Origin of the sequence: Streptomyces mesophilus (assembly GCF_040300965.1) — a bacterium.
Lineage (GTDB): Bacteria > Actinomycetota > Actinomycetes > Streptomycetales > Streptomycetaceae > Streptomyces > Streptomyces mesophilus_A.
Genome location: NZ_JBEPEW010000011.1, coordinates 36,832 through 51,888, shown reverse-complemented (window position 1 = coordinate 51,888; position 15,057 = coordinate 36,832). Strand labels below are relative to the sequence as shown.

Genomic DNA, 15,057 nt, shown 5'->3' with positions numbered 1-15,057 from the left:
CCCGAAGCGGCGCCGTGGCAGTGGCGCTCGTCAGCGCCACTGGGCCGCGCCGGACGCGCGCGGCGCCGCCGACTCGATCTTCGTACGGATCTCCCGCATCACGGCCACGATCCGCAGCTCGTGCTCCTCGGTCAGCCGCGCCAGTGGCACCGAGCAGCTGATCGCGTCCACGGCCGGCTCGTCGTAGCGCAGCGCGAAACCGAAGCCCGCGATACCGAGGACGCTCTCCTCGCGGTCGATCGCATAGCCGCGCGCCCGCACCTCCGCGAGCTCGGCGGCCAGGGTAGCGGCGCTGGTGTGGGTGTTGGCCGTGAGCGGCGCCAACTCTCCGGTCGGCAGCCGCTGTTCGACGGCCTCCGCGAGCAGCGCCTTGCCCAGGGCGCCCGCGTGGGCGGGCAGCCGGCGGCCCACGCGCGAGAACGTCCGCAGATACTCGTGGGATTCGCGCGTGGCCAGATACACCACGTCCGCACCGTCGAGGCGGGCCAGATGGATCGTCTCGCCCAGCGCCTCCGAGGCCTCGTCGAGGTACGGCCGTACGACGCGTACCCGTGGATCGCTGTCCAGGTAGCCGGTGCCGGTGAGGAGCGCGTGGATGCCGATCCCGTACAGCGAGCCCGTGGTGTCGGTGCGCACCCAGCCGCGGTCGATCAGCGTCTGAAGGAGCGCGTACATCGAGCTGCGCGGCACCCCCAGCTCCTCGGCCAGCTCCCGCAGGCGCGCGGGACGGTCACCGCGCGCGGCGAGCACTTCGAGCAGCTCGACGGTGCGCGCGGCGGACTTCACCTCGCGTACGCCTGCGGGGGTCTCGGACGGGGGTTCGGCTGCCGGCATGCCGGTGATCGTAATCCGTGGCCGACGGCCTCCTGTCCACCCTTGTTCGTCAGACGGTGAAGACCGGGCCCCAGATGTCGTAGGCGCCCTCCCACAGCTTGATCTTCACGTCGGTCGTCTCGGCGATCGAGAGGTCGCAATAGCGGTCGGGGTTGCCGGTGCTGGTGTCGTCGAAGCAGACCCCGCCGACCTTCACCCAGTCACCGCGGACCTTGCGGTACGCCTGCGCGCGGGCCGCGTACCCGTCCGCCTTGTAATCCCGCACCCGCAGGGTCTCCCCGTGCGGCTCCATACAGGCGCCCGCCACCTTCTCGCCGTCACCGGCGGGGATGCGCATGATGACATTGCCCTTGCAGTCGGTGTGATGGGCGGACGCGGCCCCCGGTGTGAACGCGAGCATCAGCGCGGCTATCGGAGCGGCGACGGCGGCCTTGCGGACCGGACCCTTCAGCATCTGCGGTTCTCCTTCGTCGGCATGAGTTGATCTCAACTCCCGTGACGCTACGGGAAGTTGACGGTGCGGTGAAATCATTTGATCTCCCCGCGCGTCACGCCGCCGCCGGCCCGGCCGTACGCGAGGCCCGCTACTTTTCCGCCGCCCGCTCCAGAATCCGCAGGGCCACCGCGGGGGAGTCCACCAGCGGATGCAGGGCAAGGGCCCGCAGTGCCGCATCGCGGTCCTTGAACACGGCCGCCTCGATCGCCGCCCGCTCCACCGCCTTGAGCTGCAGCATCAGCCCCAACTCCGCTGAGCCCAGCGGTGCGCAGGGCAGCGGCCGTGCGCCGGTCGCGTCCACTGCGCAGACGGTCTCGACGACGGCGTCGGCCGGGAGTTCGGGCACGGTCCCGTTGTTGCGCACGTTGAGGATCAGCCGCGCGCCCGCACCCGAGGACAGCGCACGCATCAGGGCCAGCGCCACCTGGTCGTACCCCCCGCCGTCCAGGTCGCACGCGTCCCGCTCCCAGCCGCCGCTCGCGGCCCGGGACTCCGCCATGTACGTGGACTCGCGCTCGCGGCGGGTCGCCTCCCAGAGGTCGTACGCCTTCGAAGGATCGGCGGACGCACGGTCGAAGAAGCCGCCCTGCTGCTGGTCGAGGAACTCGCCGCGGGTCTCGGCGGCTTCGGTGACGGAGGCGAGGGTCTCGCGGCGGAAGTAGTAGTAGTGCAGATACTCGTTGGGCAGCGAGCCGAGGGCGCGCAGCCACGTCGCGCCGAAGAGCCTGCCCTCCTCGAAGGAGCCGAGCCTTTCCGGATCGGCGAGCAGTCCGGGCAGCAGGTCCCGCCCGTCCGAGGTGGTCAACTTCCGCAGCCAGCCGAGATGGTTGAGGCCCACATAGTCGTACGTGACGTCCTCGGGGTCCGCTCCCGCGGCACGCGCCGCACGCCGTACGAGGCCCACCGGCGAATCGCAGATGCCGATCACGCGGTCGCCGAGCACCGAGGCCATCGCCTCGGTCACCATGCCCGCCGGGTTGGTGAAGTTGATGACCCAGGCGCCGGGCGCGAGCTCCTTGACGCGCTCCGCGATCCGCAGCGCCACCGGGATCGTCCGCAGCCCGTAGAGCACTCCGCCCGCGCCGACCGTCTCCTGGCCGAGCACGCCCTCGGCGAGCGGTACGCGCTCGTCGCGCACCCGGCCCGCCGTACCGCCGACGCGGATCGCGGAGAACACGAAGTCGGCGCCGCGCACCGCGTCGTCCAGATCGTCGGCGATGCGCAGCGCGGGCCCGTCCGCGCCCAGACCTTCGATCACCGACCGCACCACGTCGAGCCGCGTCCGGTCCGTGTCGTACAGCGTCAGCTCGCGCACCTCGGACCCCACCAGCGCCCCGTACACCAGCGGAACTCGGAAACCGCCGCCACCAAGAATCGTCAGCCTCATGCCTCGGAACGTATCGCAGGAGAATGTCAGTGCCCTGGGGCAGACTGGCCGGATCTGCAGGCACATCTCGTACGGAGCACCTGGTGAGCGCTATCGACGGCATGCGGCCGGACGGCGGCGGGGGCCGCATGGGGCCGGGCGGGGACGCGGGTTTCGGGCCGGCGGCGGACAAGGGCTGCCTCGACCCGCTCGCCGCGCTGCGCACGCCCGGTGAGCCGCCGTGGGACGTGTATCTGACCGGCACCGTCTTCCTGGACATCATCTTCACCGGCCTCGACTCCGCCCCCGTGCGCGGCACCGAGTCCTGGGCGCGCGGGATGGGCCAGAGCCCGGGCGGCGTGGCCAACATGGCGACCGCGCTCGCCCGGCTCGGGCTGCGCACCTCGCTCGCGGCCGCGTTCGGCGACGATCACTACGGTTCGTACTGCTGGGACGCCCTCGAGCAGGGCGAGGGCATCGATCTGTCGCAGTCGCGCACGGTGCCCGGCTGGCACTCGCCCGTCACCATCTCGATGGCGTACGAGGGCGAGCGCACGATGGTCTCGCACGGCCATGACGCCCCGCCCGCCGAACCGGCACCCGACTGCCCGCCCCGCTCCCGCGCGGCCATCGCCTCGCTTGCCCCCGGCGTACGTGAGGACTGGGTGGCGCAGGCCGCAGCCAGGGGCACGATGATCTTCGCGGACGTCGGCTGGGACGACAGCGGACGCTGGGATCTGGCCGGGCTGCCCGACCTCGCGCACTGCGAGGCCTTCCTGCCCAACGCCGAGGAGGCGATGCGCTACACCCGCACCGACTGCCCGCGCGCCGCGGCCCGCGCGCTGACCTCCCACGTACCGCTCGCGGTGGTCACGCTCGGCGCGGAGGGCGCGTACGCGGTGGACGGGCGGACCGGCGAGACCGCCGAGGTTCCGGCGATCGCGGTCGAGGCGCTCGACCCCACGGGCGCGGGCGATGTCTTCGTCGCGGGCTTCGTCACCGGCACGCTCGCGGGCTGGCCGCTCGCCGACCGCCTCGCCTTCGCCGGCCTGACGGCGGCGCTCTCCGTGCAGGAGTTCGGCGGCTCACTCTCGGCACCCGGGTGGGCGGAGATCGGGGCGTGGTGGCGCAGGATCCAGTCGTACGAGGAGCAGGACCCGGCCGCCCTCAGACGGTATGCGTTCCTGCAGGGCGTGGTGCCGGAGTCGGCGCGGCCCTGGCCGTTGCGGCGGGCCGTGCCGACGATCGGGTTCGGGCAGCGCTAGGTCCCCCCGCGGGCTAGGTCTCCTGCCGGGCCTTCCGGCGCTTCGAGAACCACATGCCGCCCCCGCCGAGCAGCACCCCGAAGAGCACCGCCGCCACCAGCCACGGCAGCGCGAAGAACGAGGTCGAGCCCGTCGTCCTTATCTCCTCGCTCGTGGCCGTCAACTCCACATCGCCCCAGTCCAGTTGAGGAGCCCCGCTCCAGCGTTCGGTCAGTTCGACCTTCTGGCGGGGCAGCAGCTCCGAGGGGACCTTCTTCAGATCGCGGTCGAGGAGCTTGCGGCCGAACAGGCCGTTCGCGCTGAGCTCGACCTTCGGGTTCAGGGTCACGTTGCCGCGGTTGTGCAGCGTGTACGTGATCGTCGCGGTGCTCTTGCCGAAGCCCGGCACGAGCGGCCGGTCGTGCCGCATCTTCACGTTCTCGACGGACAGCGCCGGCACCGTCGGCCCGCCCACCCGCAGATAGATACGCGCCCCGACCGCCCGCTGCACCCCGACCTCGACGGAGCCCTCGGCCGGATCGATCTTCTCGTCCAGGGCGACCAGGGCCCCGGGATGGTCACCGGGCTCCGCGCCCTCCGGCACCTTGATCGTGACCGGGATGTCCAGCGAGCTGCCCGGAGGCACCGTCACCCGGGACTTCTCCGGTTTGGCCCAGGCGCCGATCCCGGTCTGCTTCTCGCCGAGCGAGCGCACCGCGAACCCGCCGTCGCGCGCGGTGTTGTAGGCGTCGGCCGCGTACAGCTTGAACGTCAGCGGTTCCGCGGCCTTGTTGGTGACGGTGACCTTGTCGTTCAGCGTCGTACCGGGGTCTGCCGTGAGATAGAAGTAGGGCCGCCCGCCGGGCTGCGCGGACGTGGGGTAGACGGACCAGCGGCCGTTGTCGGCGGCATGCGCCGGCGCGGGTGCGCCGACCGTGAGCAGCAGCGCGGCCACCAGCGTGAAGGCTGCGGCAACTGCCGTGTACAGGCGGATGGTTCTGATGGCGTACATGTGCGCGGACCCCCGGAACGTATGGGTGGCGGACCGGCCCGTGAGGGGGCCGGCCCGCCGGTTTCGAGATGGGTGCGGATGCCCGACGGGAGGGGGACCGTCAGGTGAGGGTGAGCGTGAGCACACCCGCGTACTCACCGGGTGCCGTGAACTCCGGTACGTTCAGGGACAGTCCGGCGTCGACCGTGAACTCACCGCCGGTCAGCGCGGCATTGGGCGTCTGCGCGAGCGTCGCGCCCTGGCCGCCGACCGGACCCGCGGAGCCCGCCGCGCACACGCTCGGGCTGCCCGCCTTGGTGGCACACTTCGGCGTCCAGCTCAGCTTGTCCGCGTCGATGTACGCACCGCCAGGACCGGTGAACTTGGTGACCTTGCCGGTCAGGGACCAGCCCGCGGGGCCACCGCGGAAGTCCTTGACCGTCACCTGCTGCAGCGCGCCGGTGGACGCGCCGCCCTGACCGAAGTCGACCCCCGACATCTGGACGGTGTTGCCCGCCTGCGTCATGGTCAACTGCCCGGCCTTCACCGATGACTTGAGGTTCTGGTCCAGCTTCGAACCGCCACCGCCGCCCGTGTTGACCGTGTACGGGACCGGACCCGCGCCCTTCGCCGGGTCCCAGGTGTCGCCCTCGAAGGCCACCATGCCGACCGTCGCGGGGTCCTTGACCTTGATCCGCATGGTCTGGGAGCCGTTCGCCGGCACCGTGCCGGTTCCCTTGTCCGCGGTGATCGACGTCCCGTTCCAGCCCGCCAGCGTCACCGTCGAGCCGGGGGTGAACTTGGTGAGTCTGGCGTACACCCACGCGTCGGGCTCTCCGGACGAGGTGTCGAGCGTCATCGTGCGCGGGTTGACCGGGTCCCCGCCACCCGTCGCCGTGACGGTCTCGGAGACCGGGGCGGGCGGCGTCTTCACGACGCAGGGGGTGTCGAGCGACATGATGTAGTTCGTGTTGATGTTGTAGTTGCCGGGCGAGAGCGTGATGTCGCCGGCCTGGGTGACCGTGAACGAACCCGTCATCTTGAAGCCCGGGAACGGTTCGAGGCCTCCCACCGGCGCGTTCTCGCGCGGTCCCTCGACCGCGACCTCACCGGTCTGCGCCCCGCCGAGCACCACCTTGCCGGACGGCTTCATGATGTTGGCCGGCAGATCGATGTCGACCGGGTTGCCGGCGGCAGGCTTGACGACCTCATAGGTCACGTTGACCGTGTCGCCCACCTTGGGTGCCGCATTGTCGACCGAGATCTTCGCGGTCGTCGGGCCCTCGATATTCGGGATGCCCGCGATCGGCGGCGGTGTGCATATCGTGATGAATTCGACGTTGGTGGGGACCGCGGCGGCAGGACACGCAAAGGCCCCGCCTCCCACGATCCCCAGCGCGGCCGCCCCTAATGCGGCCACCCAGCGGCGTCTTCGACCGCCGGAACTCTGTTTCCCTGAAGGCATATCGCCCCCTCCTCGAGTGCGTCGGTGCAGCGGCTCGTCTGCGCCGACAAGGGAGTAATGATGTGCGGGTTGTGTGAGAAGTCAATGGAATGCGACGACTTCGACTGATGACCCATCAGGTTCTGTCAAGATCCCGCGGCCCACGGGTCAGTCGACGACGAAAGGGCCGGGGAATTGCGGGGCGGTGGCCTGGCACTCGACCGTGACTCCGATGACCGTCAGCGTCAGCCCCAGGGACGGCCCGAGGTACGAGTCCAGCGTGTCGCCGGGGACGAAACCGGTCGTGCTGGTCAGCGGACCGCTGTCGAACGCGCCGTACCCGGGGATCAGCGGATTGCTGCTGCCCGTGAAGACGGCGACGTCCGTGCCGTTGCGGGCCATGCGCAGGGTGGTCGTCATCGTGCCCGCATCGATCGCGACGGGCGTGGCGATGCCGGTCCTGACCCGGATGGTGACGCTGCTGCCGGACTGCGTGGCGTGCAGCTCGGCTGTGGTGCCGCCCCAGATTCCGCAGCCGTACGTGGCGGTGGCCTGCGCCGGTGCCACCGTGGTCGCGGCCGGTGCCAGTGCCGTCGGATGGCGGCGGGTGCGCTCGCCGCGGGAGCTCTGGCCTTCGCACCTGCCGCGTGCCGATACTCGATCTGCCGCCGCGCATGGGTTCCTCCTCGGCCGGTGGGCACGCACTCGCAGGAGCCGGCGCCGCCCCATGGACGGCGCCGGCCCTGTGTCACGTATGCGCTGATCAGTCGGCCACGAACGGGCCGGGGGCCTGGTTGCCGCCCGCGAAGCACTCGACCGTGACGCCGAAGACCGTGAGCGTCAGCGACGGGGTCGCGCCGATGAACGAGTCCAGCGTGTCGCCGGTGGCGAAGCTGGTCGCGCTGGTCAGCGGGCCGCTGTCGAAGGCGCCGCCTGCGGGGATGGCCGGGTTGCTGCTTCCGCCGAAGACAGCCGTGCCCGAGCCGTTGTGGGTCAGGTTCAGACTGGTGGTCACATCGCCCGCGCTGATCGCGATGGGGGTGGTGACCGCGGTCTTCACCTGGATGGTGATGCTGCTGCCGGACTGCGTGGCGTTGAGTTCGGCGGTGCCGCCGCCCCACGATCCGCAGTCATACGTAGCGGTGGCCTGCGCCGGCGCCACCGCCATCGCGGCCGGCGCGAACGCCAGCGCTCCCGCGGCGAGCGCACCCGCCGCCATCGCTCCTATCCCAAGCTTGGTGCCTCTCATTCGGTTCCCCTTCCGTGTAAGGGAGTTGCCCGTATGCCGCATGAGGGCGCACGTGATCCACGCGGTGGAGTCCCACCGTTCGCCCGGTGTGCGGGCACGCCCGTAGGAGGGCACGGCGCTGCAGGGGTGCGTGAAAGGGGTGCGCGAAGACCGTCCGTGACTGGGTGCGGGTGCCACACGGAACGCGGGAAGGCCGAGGGCGGTACGGGGGAGCGGCTCTACTCCCCGTACCCAGCCGTCCCAGTAGATCTGACGGTCCGTCGGATAAGTAAGCGCTGCCCATTGAGACCGAATCGGCGCGAGAAGGCAAGGGGAGTTTCCTTGATTCTTCTACTTCCGCGCCGATTGCGGTTACTGACCCGTCAGTCAACATCCCTGCTCAGCAAGGGAGTCTGGGGCTCGATTCAGCCAGCGGGCGTGGTGGAGCGCACGGTTCCGTCGGGCCCCGCGAGCAGAACCGGAGTGCCGGCTCCGCCGAGATCGCGTACGGCCGCGAGGTCCTCCGCCGCAAGCGCTTCCACGGAGCTGACGACGGCCGCGGCCTCCAGGGACTGCGCACCGCTCGCCACCGCCATCGCGACCGCCGTACGCAGCGCACTCAGCTTGAGCGAGTCGAGCGCCACGGTGCCGGCCACGTAGGTGCGCCCGGTCTCGTCGCGTACGGCGGCGCCCTCGGGCACCTCGTTGCGGGCACGGGCGCTGCGCGCCAGCGTGACGATCTTGCGGTCCTCGGGGTCGAGGGGGGTGCTTTCGGTCATGCGTCGAGCATACGAAGCGGGCCGGGGGCGCGCCGGGCGGGGCCCGTGCGGCGCCGTCTCCGTATGTCACGGCACGGTGCCCGTGCGGCGCCGTCCCCGTATGCCGCGCACGGCCGCCCGCACGCCGGAGCACCCCGGTGCGGGGCTGTGCACGGCCGCCCGCATGCAGGAGCACCCCGGTGCGCGCCGTCTCCCAACGGCCGCACCGGGGTGCTCTCCCCTCCGGGTCCCTCCCTGAACCCCCGAGGTTCCCCCGTTTCCCCTCCCCATGTCCCCCTGCTGTGGGGGCAGGTCTACTTGGCGGCCTTGGTCGCGGCCTCGGCCTTCGCGACGGCCTTCTTGAACGCAGCCTGGAGGGCGGCGTCGTCGGCGTCGTACGGGCTGTCCGTCTGGACGGCCACGATCACGCCTTCGACCCGGGCGGCGACGAGGTCGAGTTGGGTCGGCTGCAGGTCGTCGTTCGCCCAGTTCACCGTGAGGCGCTGTGCGACGGCCTGGTCACCGATGGCGGGCGCGGGCATCTCCTTGAAGGTGAACGTGGCCTTCTCGTCGCCCTCTTCGTAGGACACGACGCCGGTGAAGGAGTCGCAGCCCTTGGGGAGGGGCTTCGCCATGAGGCCCTTTGCCTCGGCGGCGGTGTACGCGGTGACGGCGTTGGTGAGGAAAGGTCCGTCCTCTGCGTCCTTGGCGAAACCCGTGACGACGTAAGCCTGAGGCTTGGGGTTGTCCTCCGAGCCCACCTCGGAGTCGAGCAGCGGCTGGCACGCGGCCTTGTCCACCTTGCCCAAGGAGCGCTCGATGGCATCCTCGGACTGGTCGGCCACGCTCTGGTCCACGCTCCAGCCGGGCGGCATGTCCTTGAGCTCAAGAAGTGCGCCCTCGGCCTGGGCCTTCGTGAGCGGCTTCGCAGGAGGTGCCGGCTTCGCTGATTCCGACTTCTTCGCAGCGGGCTTGTCCTCCGCTTCGGCGGAGCCGCCGCAGGCTGCCACGAACAGCAGCGAGGACGATGCGAGGGCAGCGGCGGCTGCGCGGCGCAGGTTGGTACGCACGGGGGTTCTCCTGATGGGAAGTGTGTGCGGGGGAGGGTCAGACGCCGGCGCCTGCGGCGCCCTTCGCGGCGACCTTGCGGGTCTTCTCGACGAGCTTCCCCAGCGCCTGGTCCAGAGCGTTCTGGTCGGCGTTGGACATCGACGTCTGCGAGACCGTGACGAGCGTGTTGCCGATGCGTGCCGTGACGGTGTCCGACTGCATCGCGAGGTAGAACTCCTCGTCCCCGATCAGGGTGGAGCTCCGGTAGCCCACGGTCTCGTCGCCGACCTGGCGTACGGACAACTCGCTCGAGGTGAAGTCGACCTGCGCTCCGTCCAGTTCGGCGCCGAACGACTCGCATCCGGTCAGCGTCTCGGAGGGCTTCATGAACTCCTTGGCCTGCTTCTCCGTGTACGCCTCGACGGTGACCATCATGTAAGGGCCGGCGTCGGAGCTCTTGGTGAAGTAGGCGGCGGCCAAGGCCTTGGGCTTCACGCCCGACCCCCCGGTCATGGAGCCGTCGAGCAGGGGCTGGCACTGCGGCTTGTCGGCCTTGCCGACGTCGAACTCCTCCTCGGCGGACTCGTCGTCCTCTCCGCTTCCGGAAGCGTCGATCTTCCACCCCTTCGGCAGATCGGCCACCTCGATCAACGCCTCCTCGACCTGCTTCTGCGTCAGCGGCGCAGCCACCTGCTTCGGGGAGGCGGAGGGCGAAGCCGATTTCGCGGCCTTCGGCTGCTCCTCCGCGTCCGCCGAGCCCCCGCACCCCGCCACGGCCAGCAGCGACACGGCCGCCAACACGCCAGTTGCGGCACGGGAGTTACGGGTACGCACGAGGTCTCCTGAGAGGGTGATCGACCGTCGGCCGACCGTTTGCCGGCCGTTGGTATGCCACCAACCTAAGCGCCAGGTAAAGGCGCCAAGCGCGCCGATGGGCCCGTCGAGCAGGGACCAAAGTCCCGACCCCGCCCTCCACAGCGCCTCAGCCGGCGATCGGATACATCGACCCCCGCCGCCCCTCCGGCGTCGCCAGCCACTCCACCTTGCGCACCGTCTCCGCTACCGGCAGCGGTGTGTGCAGCACGATCACCAGGTCCGGGCGGGCCGGTACGCGCAGTTGGGTCGCCTCGAAGTGGAGGGCGCCGACCATCGGGTGGTCGAGCTGCTTGTTCATCACGCCGCCGGGCGAGATGTCCCGGCGCTCCCACAGGGCCGCGAACTCGGCGCTCGCCTCCTTGGCCTCCTCGACCAGCGCCCGGAAGCCCTCGTCGTCGGGCGACTCGGAGCAGGCGGAGCGGAACTGGGCCACCAGGATCTCCGCGTTGGCCTCCCAGTGCGTGGCCCGCGAGCGGTAGAGCGCGTCGGTGAAGAAGTCGATCAGGCAGTTCTGCCGGGTCTCGGGCCGCATCCCGAGGATCATGGCGGCCGCGTCGTTGTACGTGACGCAGTTCCAGTACTGGTCCATGATGTGCGCCGGATACGGCATCCACGCGTCGATGAGCCGCTTCAGACCGTCGCACATGGCGTCGTCGCACCCGTCGACCTCGAGCGCCGGCGGATTGAGCCCCGACAGCACGTACAGATGCCGCCGCTCGGCGCTGGACATCCGAAGCACCCGGGCCACCGAGTCGAGCACCTGCGGCGATACGGAGATGTCGCGGCCCTGCTCCAGCCACTGGTACCAGGACGCCCCGACCCCGGCGAGCACCGCCACCTCCTCGCGGCGCAGCCCGGGCGTACGGCGCCGGCCGCCGGCGGGCAGCCCCGCCTCGGCCGGTGTCACACGCGCCCTGCGGCTCATCAGGAATTCGCGCAGCTCCGACAGGCGGTGGGTCTTCATGGCAGCGGTCTCGGTCACTCGCTCTCCCCCCGGAGCTCTGCTGGTCGTGCGAACTGGCGGCACGGCTGGTGGTGCGACTGGTCGTGCGAACTGGCGGCAAGGCCGGCGGCACGACTGGTGGTGCGGCCACCAGGATAAGTTCCCACTCTCCACGGATATTCCGATGGCCCGAGGCTCTTGGTCATGGCACTCGACACCTCCGCCCCCTCGGCCAATCCCTCAGCGGATACGGACAGTTCCGCACGTATCGCCGCGGAAGGCCACACCCCCGGCCGGTCCGCCGCCCGCCTCTCCGCCCGCGACAAGCTCGTCCTCTTCGTGCTCTGCGCCGCCCAGTTCATGGTCGCGCTCGACTTCTCCGTACTGAACGTGGCACTGCCCGTCCTCGGCGCCGACCTCAACATGAGCGACGCCGCACTGCAGTGGGCCGTGACCGCCTTCGCGCTGCCGTCGGGCGGTTTCCTGCTCCTTTCCGGACGGCTCGGCGATCTGTACGGAAGGCGCCGGCTCTTCCTGTCCGGGCTCGCGCTGTTCGGCGCCGCCTCTGTGCTCGCGACCTTCGCGTGGGACGCCTCGTCGTTCCTCGCCGCGAGGGCGCTTCAGGGCATCGGCGCGGCCGCGATCGTGCCCACCGGCATGGCGCTGCTGACCACCACCTTCCGGGAGGGCCCGCAGCGCGACCGGGCACTCGGCCTCTCCGGCACGCTGATGTCGCTCGGCTTCACCGTCGGCATGGTGCTCGGCGGCATCCTCACCGACACCCTCGGGTGGCGCTCGACGATGGGACTGCTCGCCCTGTTCGCCGTGATCGTGCTTCCGCTCGCCCCCGCGCTGCTCACGGAGTCCCGCAACCCTGAGCGTCCGCGGCTCGACGTCCCCGGCGCGATCACCGTCACCGGCGGACTGCTCGCCCTGATCTACGCCCTGACCACGGCCGCCGAGCACGGTTTCGGCACCCTCGACGTCCAACTTGCGCTGGCCGCCGGTCTGTTGCTGCTCGCCGCGTTCGTCCGGATCGAGTCCCGCACCGCGCAGCCGCTGGTCTCGCTGCCGATGCTGCGCCGTCCGACCGTCGCCTGGGGCAATATCGGCGGCCTGATCACCTTCTCGATGATGACGACGATCGTCTTCGTGCTGACCCTCTATCTGCAGGAGACCCTCGGCCTCTCGCCCCTCCAGACGGGCATCGTCTTCGGGGTCCAGGGCCTGGCGGCCCTCGTCTCCGGCACCCTGACGCCGCGCGTCGTCGGCCGCGTCGGCTCGCGCAAGGTCCTCGTCGTCGGCCTCGCGGGACAGGCGGTGTTCACGGCCGCGCTCCTGGTGACCGGCACCGGCACCCTCGGGGTCGTGCTCGCGACCCTCGTGGCCTCGCTTGCCTGCGTCTTCCACATGGGCGCGATCATCTCGTACGGCATCACAGTGACCTCCGGCGTCCCGGACGAGCAGCAGGGCCTCGCCACCGGTCTGGTCACCAGCAGCCAGCAGCTCGGTCTGACCGTCGGCATCCCGCTGCTCGGCGTGCTCGCCACCACCGCGGACGATCTGACCTCCGGCTATCACACGGTGGTCGCCCTGGACGCGGCGATCGTGCTGGTCGCTGCCGCGCTGATCGCGCTCGGACTGCGGAAGTCGCAGCAGCGTTAAGGGAGTTCAGCCCCGGTCGAGCCGCAGCCGCTCCGCCTTCGGCAGCCCCGCGACCACCAGATCGTAAGAATCCTCGATGAGCTCCCGGACAAGGACGTCCGGGAGCTCTGCCACGGTCACCGTGTTCCAGTGCCGCTTGTTGACGTGCCAGCCGGGCACGATCGCCGGGTGCTGCTCACGCTGGAGGATCGCGTTCTCGGGCTCCGCCTTGAGCGTGAGCGTCAGCGGCTTCTCGTCGAGCGCGCCGAACGCGAAGATCTTGCCGAGCACCTTGAAGGTGGAGAGCTCCTGATGGCGCGAGAAGGGGAACTCCTCCACCGCCGCGTTGAACGACAGGCAGAAGGCGCGCAGTTCAGCGGGTTTCATCCTTGGTGTCCTCCACGTCCGGTACCGCCACCGGCTCCACGAGCACCGTCATGATCTTGTTGCGTCGGCCCGCCGCCGACTCCGCGGTGAGCTTCAGGGAGCGCCCGTCGGGCAGCTCGACCAGGGCCTCGGCACCCGCGATCGGGACCCTGCCGAGCGCCTTCGCGAGCAGACCGCCGACCGTCTCCACATCGTCGTCGTCGAACTCCTCGAGCCCGTACAGCTCGCCGAGGTCCTCCACATCGAGCCGCGCGGTGACCCGGAACCGGTCCTCGCCGAGCTGCTCGACGGGGTCGATCTCCCGGTCGTACTCGTCGGTGATCTCGCCGACGATCTCCTCGAGGATGTCCTCGATGGTCACGATGCCGGCCGTGCCGCCGTACTCGTCGATCACGACCGCGACGTGGTTGCGGTCCTGCTGCATCTCGCGCAGCAGATCACCGGCGTTCTTGGTGTCCGGTACGAAGGACGCGGGCCGCATCGCCGTGGAGACCAGCTCGGACTCGGCGTCCCGGTTGATATGGGTCTTGCGGGCCAGGTCCTTGAGGTAGACCATCCCGACCACGTCGTCCTCGCTCTCGCCCGTCACCGGGATCCGCGAGAACCCGGACCTGAGCGCGAGCGTGAGCGCCTGCCGGATGGTCTTGTACCGCTCGATGACGATCAAGTCCGTACGCGGCACCATCACTTCGCGTACGAGGGTGTCGCCGAGCTCGAACACCGAGTGCACCATCCGGCGCTCGTCGTCCTCGATCAGCGACTCCTGCTCGGCGAGGTCCACCATGGCGCGCAGCTCGGCCTCGGACGCGAACGGCCCCCGGCGAAAGCCCTTGCCGGGGGTCAGTGCGTTGCCGATCAGGATCAGCAGGCGGGGGATCGGGCCCATGATCCGGGCCAGCGGCAGCAGCACGTACGCGGAGGCCGTCGCCGTGTTGAGCGGATGCTGGCGTCCGATGGTGCGCGGCGATACACCGACCGCCACATAGCTGACGAGCACCATCACACCGATGGCGACCGCGAGGGCCTGCCAGGTCTCGTCGAACTCCCGCAGACAGGCGTATGTGACGAGCGCGGCGGCGGCCATCTCGCAGGCGACCCGGACGAGCAGCGCCACATTGAGATACCGCGTCGGATCGGCCGCGACCTGCTCCAGCTTCGCGCTGCCCCGACGGCCCTGGCGCACCGCCTCGGCCGCGCGGAAGCTGGAAACGCGCGCGAGGCCCGCCTCCGCGCAGGAGGCGAGCCAGGCGACGATCACCAGCGCGATGACGCCGAGGATCAGGGCGGTACTCACGAGACCGTGGGTGCCGGCGACGGTCCGGTCATGCCGCGCTCCTCGCGCCAGCCGTCGACGATCGCGGCCTGGAGGCCGAACATCTCGGCCTTCTCGTCCGGCTCCTCATGGTCGTACCCGAGCAGGTGCAGCACCCCGTGCACGGTGAGCAGCTGGAGCTCCTCGTCCATGGAGTGCTCCGTCTCGGCGTCCTTGCCCTGCTTCTCGGCGACCTCCGGGCAGAGCACGATGTCGCCGAGCAGACCCTGCGGCGGCTCCTCGTCGTCCTTCATGGGCGGGCGCAGCTCGTCCATCGGGAACGACATGACATCCGTGGGACCCGGCAGGTCCATCCACTGGATGTGCAGCTGCTCCATGGCGTCGGTGTCCACGACGATCACCGACAGCTCGGAGAGCGGGTGGATCCGCATCCGCGCGAGCGCGTAGCGGGCGATGTCGAGGATCGCCTGCTCGTCGACCTCGGTTCCGGACTCGTTGTTGACGTCGATCGCCATGGTGCGCT

At 70.4% G+C, this 15,057-nt stretch carries 16 protein-coding genes; 2 read left to right on the top strand and 14 right to left on the bottom strand.

Translation table 11 applies throughout. The features are described from left to right. Positions 1–30: 30 nt before the first annotated feature. The 3 genes from ABT367_RS06680 to ABT367_RS06670 all read right to left on the bottom strand — a co-directional run bounded on the left by ABT367_RS06680 (position 31) and on the right by ABT367_RS06670 (position 2,717). Positions 31–834 carry an IclR family transcriptional regulator gene (locus ABT367_RS06680; protein ID WP_352250265.1) on the bottom strand — a complete coding sequence of 268 codons (804 nt, stop codon included), beginning with the start codon at positions 832–834 and terminating at the stop codon, positions 31–33. Between the two features lie 49 nt (positions 835–883). Continuing rightward, the gene (locus ABT367_RS06675) at positions 884–1,288 is read right to left on the bottom strand and encodes a hypothetical protein (RefSeq protein WP_352250263.1); all 405 of its coding nucleotides are present in this window, start codon (positions 1,286–1,288) and stop codon (positions 884–886) included. A gap of 130 nt (positions 1,289–1,418) precedes the next feature. Next, positions 1,419–2,717: a 6-phospho-beta-glucosidase gene (locus ABT367_RS06670; RefSeq protein WP_352250261.1), complete on the bottom strand. Its 1,299-nt coding sequence runs from the start codon at positions 2,715–2,717 to the stop codon at positions 1,419–1,421. Between the two features lie 128 nt (positions 2,718–2,845). On the opposite strand from ABT367_RS06670, the gene ABT367_RS06665 reads away from it, so the two are divergent. After that, positions 2,846–3,961, top strand: a complete 1,116-nt coding sequence (locus ABT367_RS06665; RefSeq protein ID WP_352250335.1) for a carbohydrate kinase family protein — start codon at positions 2,846–2,848, stop codon at positions 3,959–3,961. Positions 3,962–3,974: 13 nt separating this feature from the next. Here ABT367_RS06665 and ABT367_RS06660 read toward each other — a convergent pair whose 3' ends face one another. The 8 genes from ABT367_RS06660 to ABT367_RS06625 form a co-directional block, all read right to left on the bottom strand. Further along, entirely contained in the window at positions 3,975–4,952 is a 978-nt protein-coding gene (locus ABT367_RS06660; RefSeq protein ID WP_352250259.1) for a WxL protein peptidoglycan domain-containing protein, read from the bottom strand. A gap of 100 nt (positions 4,953–5,052) precedes the next feature. After that, entirely contained in the window at positions 5,053–6,396 is a 1,344-nt protein-coding gene (locus tag ABT367_RS06655; RefSeq protein WP_352250257.1) for a beta-xylosidase, read from the bottom strand. Between the two features lie 147 nt (positions 6,397–6,543). After that, a complete protein-coding gene (locus tag ABT367_RS06650; protein WP_352250255.1) occupies positions 6,544–6,942 on the bottom strand; it encodes a hypothetical protein in 399 nt (132 codons plus the stop codon). 196 nt (positions 6,943–7,138) lie between these two features. Continuing rightward, positions 7,139–7,624, bottom strand: a complete 486-nt coding sequence (locus ABT367_RS06645) for a hypothetical protein (protein WP_352250253.1) — start codon at positions 7,622–7,624, stop codon at positions 7,139–7,141. Between the two features lie 404 nt (positions 7,625–8,028). Further along, a complete protein-coding gene (locus ABT367_RS06640) occupies positions 8,029–8,382 on the bottom strand; it encodes a cytidine deaminase (protein ID WP_165336931.1) in 354 nt (117 codons plus the stop codon). A gap of 293 nt (positions 8,383–8,675) precedes the next feature. Then, positions 8,676–9,431 (bottom strand): hypothetical protein, encoded by a 756-nt coding sequence (locus tag ABT367_RS06635; RefSeq protein ID WP_352250250.1) that lies wholly within the window; start codon positions 9,429–9,431, stop codon positions 8,676–8,678. 37 nt (positions 9,432–9,468) lie between these two features. Further along, positions 9,469–10,245 (bottom strand): hypothetical protein, encoded by a 777-nt coding sequence (locus ABT367_RS06630; protein ID WP_352250248.1) that lies wholly within the window; start codon positions 10,243–10,245, stop codon positions 9,469–9,471. 148 nt (positions 10,246–10,393) lie between these two features. Beyond that, a complete protein-coding gene (locus ABT367_RS06625; RefSeq protein ID WP_352250332.1) occupies positions 10,394–11,251 on the bottom strand; it encodes a helix-turn-helix transcriptional regulator in 858 nt (285 codons plus the stop codon). A gap of 339 nt (positions 11,252–11,590) precedes the next feature. Here ABT367_RS06625 and ABT367_RS06620 point away from each other — a divergent pair, with 339 nt between their 5' ends. Continuing rightward, positions 11,591–12,895: an MFS transporter gene (locus tag ABT367_RS06620; RefSeq protein WP_434975416.1), complete on the top strand. Its 1,305-nt coding sequence runs from the start codon at positions 11,591–11,593 to the stop codon at positions 12,893–12,895. Positions 12,896–12,901: 6 nt separating this feature from the next. On the opposite strand, the gene ABT367_RS06615 is transcribed toward ABT367_RS06620, so the two are convergent. Genes ABT367_RS06615 through ybeY form a run of 3 tightly spaced genes read right to left on the bottom strand, consistent with a single transcriptional unit; the run spans position 12,902 to position 15,049 of the window. Then, the gene (locus tag ABT367_RS06615; protein WP_352250244.1) at positions 12,902–13,261 is read right to left on the bottom strand and encodes an MmcQ/YjbR family DNA-binding protein; all 360 of its coding nucleotides are present in this window, start codon (positions 13,259–13,261) and stop codon (positions 12,902–12,904) included. Further along, on the bottom strand, positions 13,248–14,555 hold the full coding sequence (locus ABT367_RS06610; RefSeq protein ID WP_352250242.1) for a hemolysin family protein: 1,308 nt from the start codon (positions 14,553–14,555) through the stop codon (positions 13,248–13,250). Before ABT367_RS06610 ends, ABT367_RS06615 begins: the two co-directional genes overlap by 14 nt. After that, positions 14,552–15,049: an rRNA maturation RNase YbeY gene (ybeY, locus tag ABT367_RS06605; protein ID WP_199548252.1), complete on the bottom strand. Its 498-nt coding sequence runs from the start codon at positions 15,047–15,049 to the stop codon at positions 14,552–14,554. Before ybeY ends, ABT367_RS06610 begins: the two co-directional genes overlap by 4 nt. Positions 15,050–15,057: the final 8 nt, after the last annotated feature.

What these genes read in the sequence shown, in the direction of transcription:
- ABT367_RS06640 (WP_165336931.1), bottom strand. Translation starts at nt 8,382, where the DNA reads ATGACCGAAAGCACCCCCCTCGACCCCGAGGACCGCAAGATCGTCACG.
- ABT367_RS06645 (WP_352250253.1), bottom strand. Translation starts at nt 7,624, where the DNA reads ATGAGAGGCACCAAGCTTGGGATAGGAGCGATGGCGGCGGGTGCGCTC.
- ABT367_RS06625 (WP_352250332.1), bottom strand. Translation starts at nt 11,251, where the DNA reads ATGAAGACCCACCGCCTGTCGGAGCTGCGCGAATTCCTGATGAGCCGC.
- ABT367_RS06675 (WP_352250263.1), bottom strand. Translation starts at nt 1,288, where the DNA reads ATGCTGAAGGGTCCGGTCCGCAAGGCCGCCGTCGCCGCTCCGATAGCC.
- ABT367_RS06670 (WP_352250261.1), bottom strand. Translation starts at nt 2,717, where the DNA reads ATGAGGCTGACGATTCTTGGTGGCGGCGGTTTCCGAGTTCCGCTGGTG.
- ABT367_RS06680 (WP_352250265.1), bottom strand. Translation starts at nt 834, where the DNA reads ATGCCGGCAGCCGAACCCCCGTCCGAGACCCCCGCAGGCGTACGCGAG.
- ABT367_RS06620 (WP_434975416.1), top strand. Translation starts at nt 11,591, where the DNA reads ATGGTCGCGCTCGACTTCTCCGTACTGAACGTGGCACTGCCCGTCCTC.
- ybeY (WP_199548252.1), bottom strand. Translation starts at nt 15,049, where the DNA reads ATGGCGATCGACGTCAACAACGAGTCCGGAACCGAGGTCGACGAGCAG.
- ABT367_RS06615 (WP_352250244.1), bottom strand. Translation starts at nt 13,261, where the DNA reads ATGAAACCCGCTGAACTGCGCGCCTTCTGCCTGTCGTTCAACGCGGCG.
- ABT367_RS06660 (WP_352250259.1), bottom strand. Translation starts at nt 4,952, where the DNA reads ATGTACGCCATCAGAACCATCCGCCTGTACACGGCAGTTGCCGCAGCC.
- ABT367_RS06665 (WP_352250335.1), top strand. Translation starts at nt 2,846, where the DNA reads ATGGGGCCGGGCGGGGACGCGGGTTTCGGGCCGGCGGCGGACAAGGGC.
- ABT367_RS06655 (WP_352250257.1), bottom strand. Translation starts at nt 6,396, where the DNA reads ATGCCTTCAGGGAAACAGAGTTCCGGCGGTCGAAGACGCCGCTGGGTG.